This window comes from Ensifer sp. 38_S197 (genome assembly GCF_056924495.1).
Map to the genome: position 1 here is coordinate 2032824 of NZ_JBXOVZ010000002.1, position 13202 is coordinate 2046025.

The 13202-nt window shown below is 63.0% G+C and carries 13 protein-coding genes; 6 read left to right on the forward strand and 7 right to left on the reverse strand.

What is annotated here, in order from left to right:
* Positions 1-96: 96 nt before the first annotated feature.
* The 3 genes from AC1Z3V_RS22945 to alr form a co-directional block, all read right to left on the reverse strand.
* Complete coding sequence (locus AC1Z3V_RS22945; RefSeq protein ID WP_483501915.1) at positions 97-720, reverse strand: CvpA family protein; 624 nt, start codon at positions 718-720, stop codon at positions 97-99.
* Between the two features lie 332 nt (positions 721-1052).
* A complete protein-coding gene (radA, locus tag AC1Z3V_RS22950; protein WP_483501916.1) occupies positions 1053-2456 on the reverse strand; it encodes a DNA repair protein RadA in 1404 nt (467 codons plus the stop codon).
* Between the two features lie 157 nt (positions 2457-2613).
* Positions 2614-3753: an alanine racemase gene (gene alr / locus AC1Z3V_RS22955; protein ID WP_483501918.1), complete on the reverse strand. Its 1140-nt coding sequence runs from the start codon at positions 3751-3753 to the stop codon at positions 2614-2616.
* A 150-nt stretch (positions 3754-3903) separates the two neighbouring features.
* Between alr and AC1Z3V_RS22960 the strand changes: the two genes are divergently transcribed.
* The 3 genes from AC1Z3V_RS22960 (at position 3904) to AC1Z3V_RS22970 (ending at position 5907) form a co-directional block, all read left to right on the forward strand.
* Complete coding sequence (locus AC1Z3V_RS22960) at positions 3904-4761, forward strand: AraC family ligand binding domain-containing protein (RefSeq protein WP_483501920.1); 858 nt, start codon at positions 3904-3906, stop codon at positions 4759-4761.
* Positions 4762-4945: 184 nt separating this feature from the next.
* Positions 4946-5599: an AzlC family ABC transporter permease gene (locus AC1Z3V_RS22965; RefSeq protein WP_483501921.1), complete on the forward strand. Its 654-nt coding sequence runs from the start codon at positions 4946-4948 to the stop codon at positions 5597-5599.
* Positions 5596-5907, forward strand: coding sequence for an AzlD domain-containing protein (locus AC1Z3V_RS22970; RefSeq protein WP_483501922.1), 312 nt, complete (start codon positions 5596-5598; stop codon positions 5905-5907). Before AC1Z3V_RS22965 ends, AC1Z3V_RS22970 begins: the two co-directional genes overlap by 4 nt.
* A gap of 101 nt (positions 5908-6008) precedes the next feature.
* Here the strand turns inward: AC1Z3V_RS22970 and AC1Z3V_RS22975 are convergent, their stop codons facing one another.
* Positions 6009-7511, reverse strand: coding sequence for a replicative DNA helicase (locus AC1Z3V_RS22975; RefSeq protein ID WP_429808405.1), 1503 nt, complete (start codon positions 7509-7511; stop codon positions 6009-6011).
* A 326-nt stretch (positions 7512-7837) separates the two neighbouring features.
* Here AC1Z3V_RS22975 and AC1Z3V_RS22980 point away from each other — a divergent pair, with 326 nt between their 5' ends.
* Genes AC1Z3V_RS22980 through AC1Z3V_RS22990 form a run of 3 tightly spaced genes read left to right on the forward strand, consistent with a single transcriptional unit; the run spans position 7838 to position 11082 of the window.
* Complete coding sequence (locus tag AC1Z3V_RS22980) at positions 7838-8281, forward strand: MarR family winged helix-turn-helix transcriptional regulator (RefSeq protein ID WP_483501924.1); 444 nt, start codon at positions 7838-7840, stop codon at positions 8279-8281.
* A gap of 5 nt (positions 8282-8286) precedes the next feature.
* Positions 8287-9981: an MFS transporter gene (locus tag AC1Z3V_RS22985; RefSeq protein WP_483501925.1), complete on the forward strand. Its 1695-nt coding sequence runs from the start codon at positions 8287-8289 to the stop codon at positions 9979-9981.
* A gap of 18 nt (positions 9982-9999) precedes the next feature.
* On the forward strand, positions 10000-11082 hold the full coding sequence (locus tag AC1Z3V_RS22990; protein WP_483501926.1) for an HlyD family secretion protein: 1083 nt from the start codon (positions 10000-10002) through the stop codon (positions 11080-11082).
* Between the two features lie 96 nt (positions 11083-11178).
* On the opposite strand, the gene rplI is transcribed toward AC1Z3V_RS22990, so the two are convergent.
* The 3 genes from rplI to rpsR all read right to left on the reverse strand — a co-directional run bounded on the left by rplI (position 11179) and on the right by rpsR (position 13180).
* Entirely contained in the window at positions 11179-11754 is a 576-nt protein-coding gene (gene rplI, locus AC1Z3V_RS22995) for a 50S ribosomal protein L9 (protein WP_483501928.1), read from the reverse strand.
* Positions 11755-11786: 32 nt separating this feature from the next.
* Complete coding sequence (locus AC1Z3V_RS23000; protein WP_483501929.1) at positions 11787-12740, reverse strand: DUF2232 domain-containing protein; 954 nt, start codon at positions 12738-12740, stop codon at positions 11787-11789.
* 191 nt (positions 12741-12931) lie between these two features.
* A complete protein-coding gene (gene rpsR / locus AC1Z3V_RS23005; protein ID WP_025426448.1) occupies positions 12932-13180 on the reverse strand; it encodes a 30S ribosomal protein S18 in 249 nt (82 codons plus the stop codon).
* Between the last annotated feature and the right edge of the window lie 22 nt (positions 13181-13202).

The window sequence follows — 13202 nt, forward strand, 5'->3', positions numbered from 1 at the left end:
CGTCTTCAAGCGATCTTAGCTGAAAACGGCTGCAAGCGTTATTCCCCAAAAGGACAAAGCCCGCGGGGCGGGCTTTGTCGGCAAATCGTTCCTGTCTCAGCCGTTGGTGGCCGGTGCGTCGTCGGCAGGCGCCTGCTCGGGCGTCGTCGACGGTGTCTGGCCGGGGGTAGCCGCCGGCGCTTCGCCTTCACCTTCGCCGCTCGTGTCCTTGCCGCGCAGGCGGTCGAGAATGGTGGCGTCGGCTTCTTCCGGCAGCAGCGCGATCAGCTTGTTGCCGAGATTGTCGAGCAGCGGCTTCGATTTCGCCTGGGTGACCCAGGTCGGCTGCTGCTGCGGCGCCACGAGCCAGTTGAAGAACAGCATGGCGACGACGACCAGCAGGATACCGCGGGCGGCACCGAACAGGAAGCCGAGGGTGCGGTCGAGCGCGCCGATGCGGCTGTCGATGATGAAATCGGCAATCCGCATGGTGATGAAGGAAATGATGATCAGCGCGATCAGGAAGATCACCGCCGCCGATCCGATCAATGCGACGGTATCGCTGTTGGTGTACTGCTTGGCGTAGGGCAGAAGCTGCGGGTAGAGGAAATAGGCGGCTGCGGCCGCACCCACCCAGCTCGCGACCGAGAGCACTTCGCGCGAGAAGCCTCGAACCATGGCCAGGATTGCGGAAAACAGGGCGACGCCGAGAACGATACCGTCGAGAATTGTAATGGGCATTTTGTCCTTACTCCGGACCCGGTTCGTCCGGGTCTCCTCAAGCCTATCCGCCATCGGCCCTGCCTGATGTTACAGCGCCGCGCGTCTTATTGGACGCGCAAAGGTCGCCGTACCACTTTGATGTGCTGCATGTTTTTGTCCTTTGATCGGCTACGATCAAAGGAAACATGCAGTAGGGCATTCGCAGCCTTTTCGCGGCCCCTACAGCGCCGCGCGTCCTTTCGGGCGCGCAAAGGTCGTTGTAGCACTTAGACCTGCTGCATAATTTTGTCCTTAAATCGATCCCGATTTAAGGAACTATGCAGTAGGGGCGGTCTGCGGCATCCGCTGTGTTAGTCTGCCTCCTCCGCCGGCCTCAGCGCGTGTCGCGATCCCGCGATGCGCGCCACCAGATCCGGCAGAGCTTCCATTTCGCTCCATCGGCCATTGCCGTTTTTCGGCAATTCGGTGGAAGCGGATGGCAGAACCGCCTCTGAGAACCCGAGTTTCTCGGCTTCTTTAAGGCGTTGTGCGGTATGCGCAACCGGCCGGATGGCACCCGACAAGCTGACTTCGCCGAAATAGACGCAATCTGCTGGAAGGGCAAGCCCGGCAAGCGATGAAACCAGTGCGGAAGCCACAGCTAGATCGGCGGCCGGCTCCGAAATGCGGTAACCGCCGGCGATATTGAGATAGACATCGTGCTGGCCGAGCCGCACGCCGCAATGGGCCTCGAGTACGGCGAGGATCATCGACAGCCGGGCCGAGTCCCAGCCGACGACGGCGCGCCGCGGCGTGCCGAGCGAAGTCGGCGCGACGAGGGCCTGGACTTCGACGAGAACAGGGCGCGTGCCTTCCATGCCGGCAAAGACGGCCGCACCTGGCGATTTCTCGTTGCGCTCGCCGAGAAACAGTTCGGACGGATTGGCGACTTCGCGCAGACCCTTGTCGGACATCTCGAAGACGCCGATCTCGTCGGTCGGGCCGAAGCGGTTCTTGACGGTGCGCAGGATGCGATAGTGGTGACCGCGGTCGCCTTCGAAATAGAGCACGGCATCGACCATGTGCTCGACGACGCGCGGGCCGGCAATCTGCCCCTCCTTGGTGACATGGCCGACCAGGACCACGGCGGTTCCCGTCTGCTTGGCAAAGCGGATCATCGCCTGCACGCCGGTCCGAACCTGGGTCACCGTGCCGGGTGCCGAATCGACGATGTCGCTCCAGAGCGTCTGGATCGAGTCGATGATGACGAGGTCGGGCCGCTTGCCGTCGGCGAGCGTTGCGAGGATGTCCTCGACATTGGTTTCGGCCGCAAGCAGCACGTCGCTGTCAGCCGCGCCCAGGCGCTGCGCACGCAGGCGCACCTGCGCCACCGCCTCTTCACCCGAGACATAGATGACGCGGTGCTTGCGGCGCGAGAGTGCTGCGGCCGCCTGCATCAGAACCGTCGATTTGCCGATCCCGGGATCGCCGCCGACGAGCAGCGCCGAGCCCCGCACGAAGCCGCCGCCGGTCACCCGATCCAGTTCCGAAATGCCGGTCTGGATGCGCGGCGCATCCTCGATATCGCCGGAAAGCGTGGTGAGCGCCACGGGGCGGCCCTTCTTCGGTGCGCGCGACGGACCGCCGCCGATGCCGGCCGTCGGATCCTCCTCGACGATGGTGTTCCACTCGCCGCAGCCTTCGCATTTGCCCGCCCAGCGGGTGTGGACGGTGCCACAGTTCTGGCAGATGAATTGTGTGCGGGCTTTCGCCATCGGGGTCGACTTTCGAAATCTGGAGGGCCACCGGCGATCGCAGCGGAGCGATACCGTCAGTGACAGGAGAATCAGCTTTGTCGTCACATAATGCCGTGAAACGCGGAACAAAAGGTGAATTTTAGCGAGGGCCGCAAGGAATTTGCGGGAAACCGCGTCAGACGGCGTCGACATAGTTCCTGATGTAGCGATGTCCGAGGCTGGTCAGCAGTTCGTAACCGATCGTACCGCCGGCGCGCGCAATGTCGTCAATAGCGATGTTGCGGCCGAAGAGCTCTATGTAATCGCCCGGGCGTGCTGCACCTGCCGGAAGGTCGGTGACGTCGAACAGGCTGAGGTCCATGGTGACGCGACCGACATGCGGCACGCGCTTGCCGTGTAGGAAGCCGAATGCCCCTGACGGAGTTGCCTGCCGCAGAGTCACGCCGCCGCCGGAAACCGAGCGATGGTAGCCATCGGCGTAGCCGACCGCGACGGTGGCGATGCGGCTGTCCCTGTCGAAGCGGGCGGAGGCGCCGTAGCTGGCGGTGCCGCCGGCGGCAACTTCGCGAATTTGGATGATCCTGGCTTCGGCGGTCACGACAGGCGTCATCGGATTGATGGCATCGTTGACCGCCTCGCCGCCATAGACGGCAATGCCCGGCCGGGTGAGCTCGAAATGATAGTCGGTGCCGAGGAATACGCCGCCGGAATTGGCAAGGCTGGCATCGACGCCCTCATAGGCGGCTGCCGCTTCGCGGAAGCGCGCGAGCTGGTAGGCGTTCAACGGATGCTGTGGTTCGTCGGCGCAGGCGAGGTGGCTCATGATCAAGACGGGCGAGAAGCTTGCGGGCCGCGCCGGGTCGTTGGCAAGGGTCACTGCGGCCTCGACCGAGAGGCCGAGGCGATTCATGCCGGTATCGACATGCAGGACGCAGGGATGATCACCGCGCTCCGAAAGCGCGGCCATGAACACGGCGAGCTGCTCCTCGGAATTGATGATGGGCACGAGATCGTTGTCGAAGAAGAGCTCTTCGTTTCCCGGCCACATGCCGGCGAGAATGTAGATACGGCCCTCCGGAACGAGGGGGCGCAGCTCGGCACCTTCCTCGGCATTGGCAACGAAGAAGTCACGCGCGCCGGCCGCATAGAGGGTAGGGGCGGCATGTTCGATACCGAGCCCGTAGGCGTTCGCCTTCAACACCGCTGCCGCCCGCGCCTTGCCGGAGCGGGCATTCATCGCCCGCCAGTTGTCAGCAAGCGCGCCGAGATCGATGGTGAGGCGGTTGGAGGCGGAAAGGAATTCGGGAGGAAGCATGCCGGACACTCTGCGTGGACGATCCGAAAAGCAATACAGCCAACGGCCCATGGTCGCAAATGCTCGCCTGTCAAAAGTCCAGGCGGGCTGCGTCGGGAACCGAGCACTTTTGTGCAAGACGGGATCGTCTCGGACCACTATGATTCCCGCATGCAGACGATTTCGCAGCAACAGGCCATCGATGACACGCCGATTGAGGGCGCCGAACGCACGCGCTTCTGGCGGGACGCTCGTTTCATGGGGATGGAATGCCTGACGGCGACATTCATCACCCACGAATTCGCGCCGCATGCGCACGAGACCTTCAGCATCGGCGCGATCGAGGCGGGCTCGCAGATCAGCAAGATCAAGGGCGAACGCTCGGAAGCCGGCCCCGGGTTCTTCTACCTGATCAACCCCGACGAGATCCACGACGGTCATCCCGGCGGCAGCGGCTATCGCTACCGCATGGTCTATCCGAGCGCCGATCTGCTGGTGAACATCATCGAGGACGTGACCGGCCGCCCTTTCAAGGGAACGCCGTCCTTCTCGAAACGTGTGCTGCAGGATGCGGACCTCGCCTTATCCTTTCATCAAGCACACCGAACGCTTGAGCTGGCGGGCGGTCAGCTCGAGGCCGAAGAAAAAATGTTCGCCGTGCTTGCGGCGATGTTCGAGAGGCACGGCAGTACGATCATCACCCCGATCGAGACGCGCGAGCAGTCCGCTGTGCATCGGGCGCGGGACTATCTGGTCGAGAATTACGTTGAAGACGTCGGGCTCGAGGAGCTGGCCAAGGTCGCAGGGCTTAGCCGCGCGCACCTGATCCGCGCCTTCCGCAAGGAATTTCATATCACCCCGCATGCCTTTTTGACCGACAAGCGCGTGCGTGCTGCCAAGACCTTGCTCAGGCATGGCTGGTCGGCGGTGGATGCGGCCTATCAGTGCGGCTTCGCCGATCAGGCGCATTTCAGCCGCCACTTCAAAGCGCGCACCGGCGTGACACCCGGTGCTTTTCGCGCCGGCTAAAGCGGGATGTGGAAAGATGCGTGCCGCTTTCCGCCCGCATCGCGCTCTTACTGATGAGAGCAATCACTTTCGTTCAATACGCAAGCCGCTCCGGCCTTTAGACGTTCTCCGTTTCGCGCAAATGGAGCCAGGGACGTTGCAGGTAAGAAGTACATTTCAGGAATTTAGGGCCGCGGCGATCGCGATGACGCCGCTGATCGTCGCCGTGATGCCAATCGGTCTGGTGTTCGGTGCGGTGGCTGCGGCCAAGGGGCTGACGCCGGCGGAGGTGACGCTGATGAGCGCGCTGGTCTTTGCCGGTGGGTCGCAATTCGTCGCCATGGATATCTGGACGCACCCGGCCTCCTGGGCCGCACTCGGCTTCTCGGCCCTGCTGGTCAATATCCGCCATGTGCTGATGAGCGCCTCGATCGGCAGCAAGCTCGACGGTTTCTCCGGGCCGGCGCGCTATACCTCCATGCTGCTGCTCGCCGATGAAATCTGGGCCATGGCCGAGATGCGCGCGAGCAATGGCAGGCTGACGCCCGCCTGGTATGCCGGCCTCGCCGTGCCCTTCTATTGCGCCTGGGTGCTGACGAGCCTGACGGGCGCGATGCTTGGCGCCCTGCTCGGCGATCCGAAGGTCATCGGTCTCGACTTTGCCTTCCCGGCCGTTTTCATCATATTGGTCATGGGGTTCTGGAAGGGGCGTGAAACGGGCGCCGTGCTGGCCGCAAGCGCTTGTGCGGCTGTGGTCGCGCATCAATTGCTGCCGGGGGTGTGGTACATCGCGGCCGGCGCCGCCGCCGGCGTCGTCGTGGCCGTGCTTTCCGGCGGACGCAAGGAGGCCCACGCATGACCGTCGATCTCGACACACTGTTTGCGATCCTGGCCATGGCCGCCGCGACGATCGCGACACGCATCGCCGGCCTCGTGCTCATCCGCTACGTGACGATCGGAGAGAACCAGAAGCGTGCCCTCGAAGCCATTCCGCCAGCGGTCCTGATGGCGGTTATCGCTCCGACGGCACTGGTCACCGGCCCAGCCGAAACGATTGCGGCCGCCGCGACGGCCGTTGCCGCGACCAGGCTGCCGCTGTTGGCATCGGTTGCAGTCGGCGTGGTCTCGGTAGCGCTGTTGCGTCAGGTTCTGGGCGGCGCCTGGTAAAAGGTTAGACCGTCGCGCTTGGGCCGCTGGCTGCGAAGTGAGAGCGGGATGGGAAACCGCAAACATTTTTCCCATCCCGCTCCGGCCGCCCCCACGGAACTTTAGTGTTCTTCGTACTGGCTGAAGGAAGGATCGGCGAGGTCGGCGAAGCGCGTGAATTCCGACTGGAACGCAAGCTTCACGGTGCCCGTCGGTCCGTGGCGCTGCTTGGCGATGATCACATCGGCCGTGCCCTTCACCTGCTCCATCTTCATCTTCCACTCTTCGTACTTCGGATCGAACTCGTCGCGCGGCTCCAGGTTCTTCACGTAGTATTCCTCACGGAACACGAAGAGCACCACGTCGGCGTCCTGTTCGATCGAGCCCGATTCACGAAGGTCGGAGAGCTGTGGGCGCTTGTCTTCTCGGCTTTCCACCTGACGGGAGAGCTGTGACAGTGCGATGATCGGAACGTTCAGTTCCTTGCCGAGCGCCTTGAGGCCCGTGGTGATCTGCGTGATCTCCTGCACGCGGTTGTCGCTCGATTTGCCCGAGCCGGTCATGAGCTGGATATAGTCCACCACCAGGCAGTCGAGGCCGCGCTGGCGCTTCAGGCGTCGAGCGCGGGCGGAAAGCTGGGCGATCGAGATACCACCGGTCTGGTCGATATAGAGCGGCACCTTCTGCATCATCTGCGAGCAGGCGACGAGCTTTTCGAAATCGGCCTCGGAAATGTCACCACGGCGGATCTTCGACGAGGAGACTTCGGTCTGCTCGGAGATGATACGGGTGGCAAGCTGTTCGGACGACATTTCGAGCGAGTAGAAGCCGACGACACCGCCGTTCTTCGCCTTGAACGAACCATCCGCCTGGACTTCGGGCTCGTAGGCGGCGGCGATGTTATAGGCGATGTTGGTGGCAAGCGAGGTCTTGCCCATGCCGGGACGTCCGGCGAGCACGATCAAGTCCGAGCGCTGCAGGCCGCCCATGCGGGCATCGAGCGAATGGATGCCGGTCGAGATACCGGAAAGGCTGCCGTCACGCTCGAAGGCCGCACCCGCCATGTCGATCGCGAGCGCTACGGCATCGTTGAACGACTGGAAGCCGCCGTCGTAGCGGCCGGTCTCGGCAAGTTCGAACAGGCGGCGCTCGGCGTCCTCGATCTGACCCTGGGGCGGCATGTCGAGCGGCGCGTCATAGGCGATGTTGACCATGTCCTCGCCGATCGTGATCAGCGAACGGCGAAGCGCCAGGTCGTAGATCGCCCGACCATAGTCTTCCGCGTTGATGATCGACACGGCTTCGGCGGCAAGACGCGCTAGATATTGCGCGACGGTCAGGTCACCCACCTTCTCGTCGGCCTTGAGGAAGGTCTTGATGGTGACCGGGTTCGCGGTCTTGCCCATGCGGATGATGTCGCCGGCGACCTCGAAGATCTTGCGGTGCAGCGGCTCATAGAGATGCACCGGCTTCAGGAAGTCCGAGACGCGGTAAAAGGCGTCATTGTTGACGAGGATCGCGCCGAGCAGAGCCTGTTCGGCTTCAAGGTTGTTCGGCGCCTCGCGATAGTGCTGGTCCACCTGATCGTTGCTGATAGGGGATAGCTTTCGCGCCGCGTCGTTCATGTCGTTTTATCTCTGCCTCTGTCTGGTGTGGAACCGGTTTGCGATCTACCGCGAGCCGGGTCAAGTGCAGGGGGGACACACTCGCAAAGCGTCTCATCGCGGTCTGGCGCTTTTCCCGTTGTTCGACTGATCCACAGGCCGGGTTCACAAAAGCGTGGAATCTCGCCTTCCCACAAAGTTGGACGTTGACGAACGAATCACCCAACCGGGCTACGGAAGTGTAGCCCTCTCCTTGATCCGCTCAAATCTCCATCTTGAAAACCGGCCGCAATTGGATTAAATAGGATCAAAATAGTTAGCATGCTAGTAATATGGAAAAGATACAAATGTATCAGCCTACCGTAAACCGCGAACTGTTCGATGCCCTGTCGCTGGTCAATCGCAAGCTGCGGGCCGTGTTCGACGCGCGGGTGAAGGAAAGGGGGCTGACGTTGTCACGGGCCCGCGCGCTCTTCGCCCTGACCCGGAAGGATGGTTTGAACCAGCGCGAGCTGGCCGATGAGCTCGACATCGAGACGCCGACGCTGGTGCGCCTGCTCGACGGCATGGAGAAGCAGGGTTTCATCGAGCGACGGGTCGAGGCCTCCGACCGGCGCGCCAAGCAGATCCACATGACCGAGTATGGCCGCAGCGTCGCGGACGAAATCCTGAGGCTTGCCGATGAGATCCGGGCGGAAGTGCTGGAAGGTATTGATGCCGCCGAACTTGCCGTGACAAAGCGGGTGGTGCGGGCGATCGCCGACAACGTTCAGTCGCTGGCGCGGGAGTGACGGCGATGAGCGCAGTTGCGAGTGCTGCTGCAAACGATAATCGCAATGCTCCGGCGGCGGAGATCAGTGCGGCCGGCGACCTGGAGGAGATTGCTCCTGTTGCACCGGTTCCGGCGCCAGCACCAGCCGACAAAAGCCCGGCGCTATCGGCGGTCTATGTGGTCGGTTCCGTTCTTCTGTTTTTGACGCAGGGCCTGGGCATGAACCTGGCGTTGGCCAATCTGACGCAGGTTCAGGGATCGCTCTCGGCAACTTCGGTCGAGGCCGGCTGGCTGTCGGCGGCCTACATGGCGCCCAATGTCAGCCTGTCGATCGCGCTGGTGAAGATCCGCGCTCAATATGGGCTGCGCCGCTTTGCCGAAATCAGCATCGTCGGCTTCGTCATCGTCTCCTTGATGAACGTCTTCGTTTCCGACCTGCATTCGGCCATCGTCGTCCGCTTCATCAGCGGCATCGCCGCCGCACCGATGTCGACGCTCGGCTTCCTCTATATGCTCGAGGCCTTTCCGCCGGCGCGCAAACTGACGGTCGGTCTGGCGCTCGCACTCACCTGCACGACGATCTCCGCGCCAATCACCCGGCTCATCTCCCCGACCCTCATCGAATACGGCCAGTGGCATGCGCTCTATACGCTCGAAATGGCGCTGGCGCTGATCGCGCTGCCGATCATCTATCTGCTGCCGCTGACGCCGGTGCCGCACGCCAAGGTTATCCAGCGCATGGATATCCTGAGCTACCTGCTCGTCGCCGTCGCCTTCGGTTGTCTCGCCGTCGTGCTGACCATGGGGCGTCTCTACTGGTGGCTGGAGGCGCCCTGGCTCGGCGTTCTCCTGGTCGTCTCGATCGCGACGCTGACGACCGTGGTGCTGATTGAGCTCCATCGCCAGGTGCCGCTGATCGATGTACGCTGGATCGCCTCGAAGGAAATCATCCATTTTGCCGCGGTCCTGCTGATCTTCCGCCTGGTCGCCTCCGAGCAATCGGCAATCGCTGCGAATTTCTATCAGCAGCTCGGCCTCCAGTTCGAACAGGTCGCAACGCTCTATTGGATCATCCTCGCCGCGGCCGTCGCCGGTGGCCTACTCTGCGCGGTGCTGATGAACCCGCAGCATGCGGAGCGTGTGCACATCCTCGCGCTCGGCCTGCTTGCGACCGGCGCCTATATGGACAGCCAGGCGACGAGCCTGACACGGCCCGAGCAGATGTATCTGAGCCAGGCGATGATCGCCGCGGGCACTGCGCTCTTCCTGCCGCCTGCCATGGCGCGCGGTTTCAAGGCGGCGCTGGCGAAGGGGCCGAGCTACATCCTGAGCTTCATCGTCATCTTCCTGTTCACCCAGAGCATCGGCAGCCTGATCGGTTCCGCGGCCTTCGGGACCTTCATCACGATCCGCGAGAAGTTCCATTCCAATATCCTGGCCGAGCAGATGGTGTTGTCCAATCCGCTGGTTGCTCAGCGCGTCAACCAGCTCGCCGCCGCCTATGGCAAGGTGATGGGCGATAGGACCCTGCTGAACGGCGAGGGCACCTTGCTGCTGTCGCAGCAAGTGACGCGGGAAGCCTACATACTCGCCTATAACGACGCATTCCTGCTTGCCGCCGTGATCGCGCTTTTCGCACTCGCCGACCTGCTCCTGCACATGTCCTGCAACTGGCTCACGCAGAGGCTGACTGCCCCTGCGCCAATGCCGGCCGCTTGATCAATCGAGTTGACGACCATGCCGAAGTTCCTGCGTTCTCCAACGACCATCCTTGTGCTTCTCGCCGGCATCGCCGGTGTCGCCCTTGTGCTCTACGCCTGGCGGCTGCCACCCTTTCACAGCTCCGTCGAAATGACGGAGAATGCCTATGTGCGCGGCTATGTCACGATCATGAGCCCGCAGCTTTCGGGCTACGTCGCCGACGTTCCGGTGCGCGACTACGAGACCGTCAAGGCAGGGCAATTGCTGGTGAAGATTGACGATCGCATCTATGCGCAGAAGCTGGCTCAGGCCGAAGCCACGCTTGCCGGACAGAAGGCGGCGCTCGCCAATTCCTATCAGCAGGAACTGTCGGCCAAGGCCGGCATCGCCGCCAGCGAAGCACAGCTCGACAGCGCCAAGGCGGCCTTCAACAGGGCGCGCGCCACCTGGGACCGCATTCGTCCGCTCGCCGAAAAGGGCGTGTCGACACGCAGCGATGCCGATCAGGCACGCGCCGGCTTCGAGCAGGCCGCCGCCGCCGTGAGCCAGGCGGAAGCCGGGCTGGAAGTGTCGAAGCAGGCGCTGGCGACGACGCTTGGCGCGCGTGCAGGATTGGAAGCGGCCGTGACCGGCGCGGAAGCTGCCGTCGAACTGGCGCGCATCGATCTCGAAAACACGCGCATCGTTGCGCCGCGTGACGGCAGGCTGGGCGAGATCGGTGCGCGGATCGGGCAATATGTGACGGTGGGATCGCAACTCCTCGCACTGGTGCCGAACGATGTATGGGTCGTCGCCAATTTCAAGGAGACGCAGCTCGACGGCATGAAGGCGGGCCAGCCCGTCACCATCGCGGTCGATGCCCTGCAGAAGAGCGAACTTACGGGGCATATCGAGCGCTTCTCGCCGGCGGCCGGTTCGGAATTCAGCGTGATCAGGGCGGACAACGCCACCGGCAACTTCACCAAGGTGGCCCAGCGCGTCGGCGTGCGGATCGTGGTCGATCCCGGTCAGCCGCTGGCCGAGATGCTCTCGCCCGGGCTCTCGGTGGTCGTGCGCGTCGACAAGGACGCACCGGCCCAGGCGACTGGCCACGCCGCGCCCGTCGCTGCGCAGGGGTAGGCTGCCGCCTTACGTGAAGAAGCGTAGAAAGAAGCGACCAAGAAAAAAGCCCGGATCGATGACCCGGGCTTTCGTCTGTCGAATGGCCGCTAAGGCTTATTCTTCTTCGCCTTCGAATTCGGCTTCCGGATTGAAGAAGTCTTCCGGCTTCAGAGCATCTTCGTCGACGCCGTAGATGGCGTCGGCCGAGGTCAGGCTTTCGCCCTTGGCCTGGCGCTCGGCTTCTTCAGCCGAACGGGCCACATTGATTTCAATCGAAATCTCGACTTCCGAGTGCAGGTGCAGCGTGACCTTGTGCAGGCCGATCGACTTGATCGGGTGGTTGAGGTCAACCTGGTTGCGGCCGACGTTGAAGCCTTCGGCAGCGAGCACTTCGATGATGTCGCGAGCGGCAACCGAGCCGTAGAGCTGGCCGGTTTCGCCAGCGGAGCGGACGATGATGAAGGACTTGCCGTCGAGCTTTTCGGCAACCGCCTGGGCTTCCGACTTGCGCTCGAGGTTACGGGCTTCGAGCGTCGAACGCTCGGCTTCAAAACGGGCCTTGTTGGCAGCGTTGGCGCGCAGTGCCTTGCCGAGCGGCAGGAGGTAGTTGCGGGCAAAGCCGTCGCGAACCTTTACGGTGTCGCCCATCTGGCCGAGCTTGGCGATACGTTCGAGAAGAATGACTTCCATGTTGGTTTCCTTTCAGAGTTTCAGTTCGTTGGTCAGTTTTTTCCCACCGGCGTGACTGCGATGGTGCGTCGCGTATCGATCAGGCCGGACAGGAGGAAGAAGAATGCCGGGATCGTGAACACGAGCACCGACAGGTATGCGATCCACAGCACGGGAAGCCGCCAGGACTTGCCGCGCGTGCGGAAATGGAAGGAGGCGAAGCCGGCGAGCAGAAAGCCTGCGCCGAAGGTTCCGCAGATCAGCGCGCCGATCGTCGCGGGCGCGCCGCCGAGGAAGGTCAGGACCAGGCCGCCGAGGAAAATGAAGATCGCGTTGCGGTGCATGCGCAGCGTCGAAGGAATGTCCTCGCGCGGGCGCAACGACCGGCCCGACATCTGCACGATGCGAGTTGCGACGTAGTAGGCGGTAAAGAGCATCAATACCCAGATCGCGCCCTGGACGAGCGGCAGGGCCAGGGTGAAGAGCGACTTGATCTGGGCAACGGCAGCGACGTCCGGATTGTAGCCCGGATCCTGCGCCTTCACCGCCTCAATGACGATATCGACCATGCGGTCGGAGATGTCGGCGCCATAGCCGACGATGAAGCCGACGATGATCATGCCGATGGTCACGAGGCCGGCGAGGTGGCTGAGGATATCGGACAGCGGATACCAGGCAAGAGCCTCGTCCGGGCCGCCGAGTTCGGAAGCCGGGCGGGCGAGATTGGCGAGGTGGCTGAGCCAGCCGGCCGGGATCAGCGTGACGACGAGAATCAGCAGTGCGAAATAGGGCGAGACGAGCGCGGCGGCGGTGGCGCCGGCGCTGACGATCGCAGCAATCGCGGCGGCATTGCCCCAGCCGAGGCCGGCAATCAGGATCGGGAGTGCGGAAGCGGCATAAAGGACGATGGCAAGAGACGACTGCGTGTTCGCGCCCATCGACAAGAGGGCGGCGGTAAAGCCGGCGAGAACGCCGGTCAGCAGCGATGTCCTGTTCACATTCGTCACGTTCGCTGTCCTGCTTCGTGCAGTTAGGGGATGGCAAAGGCCCGGCCCCAGCATGGGATTTTGGCGCTTTCGCACCAGTTCCGATCCGCGCCCACCGCGGAAGGGAGGGATAAGGCGCTCACGTCGGCGGAGCGCCTTATCCCGGAGTCGGTCTCCGTCGAGTCAGATGACCGACGGAGAGTCAGCCGTTCTTAGGAAACGACGTAGGGCAGCAGGCCGAGGAAGCGTGCACGCTTGATCGCCTGGGCGAGTTCGCGCTGCTTCTTCTGGGAAACGGCCGTGATGCGGGAAGGAACGATCTTGCCACGCTCGGAAATGTAGCGCTGCAGCAGACGGATGTCCTTGTAGTCGATCCGCGGAGCGTTTGCGCCCGAGAAGGGGCAGGTCTTGCGGCGACGGTGGAACGGGCGACGAACCGGAGCGGAAGAAACTTCAGCCATTGTCTTTATCTCCTAAAGCTTC

Coding starts and splice junctions, on each gene's coding strand:
- AC1Z3V_RS22970 (WP_483501922.1), top strand. CDS start 5,596: ATGACCGTCGATCTCGACACACTGTTTGCGATCCTGGCCATGGCCGCC.
- rplI (WP_483501928.1), bottom strand. CDS start 11,754: ATGGAAGTCATTCTTCTCGAACGTATCGCCAAGCTCGGCCAGATGGGC.
- AC1Z3V_RS22960 (WP_483501920.1), top strand. CDS start 3,904: ATGCAGACGATTTCGCAGCAACAGGCCATCGATGACACGCCGATTGAG.
- radA (WP_483501916.1), bottom strand. CDS start 2,456: ATGGCGAAAGCCCGCACACAATTCATCTGCCAGAACTGTGGCACCGTC.
- AC1Z3V_RS22985 (WP_483501925.1), top strand. CDS start 8,287: ATGAGCGCAGTTGCGAGTGCTGCTGCAAACGATAATCGCAATGCTCCG.
- alr (WP_483501918.1), bottom strand. CDS start 3,753: ATGCTTCCTCCCGAATTCCTTTCCGCCTCCAACCGCCTCACCATCGAT.
- AC1Z3V_RS22945 (WP_483501915.1), bottom strand. CDS start 720: ATGCCCATTACAATTCTCGACGGTATCGTTCTCGGCGTCGCCCTGTTT.
- AC1Z3V_RS22980 (WP_483501924.1), top strand. CDS start 7,838: ATGTATCAGCCTACCGTAAACCGCGAACTGTTCGATGCCCTGTCGCTG.
- rpsR (WP_025426448.1), bottom strand. CDS start 13,180: ATGGCTGAAGTTTCTTCCGCTCCGGTTCGTCGCCCGTTCCACCGTCGC.
- AC1Z3V_RS22975 (WP_429808405.1), bottom strand. CDS start 7,511: ATGAACGACGCGGCGCGAAAGCTATCCCCTATCAGCAACGATCAGGTG.
- AC1Z3V_RS22990 (WP_483501926.1), top strand. CDS start 10,000: ATGCCGAAGTTCCTGCGTTCTCCAACGACCATCCTTGTGCTTCTCGCC.
- AC1Z3V_RS22965 (WP_483501921.1), top strand. CDS start 4,946: ATGACGCCGCTGATCGTCGCCGTGATGCCAATCGGTCTGGTGTTCGGT.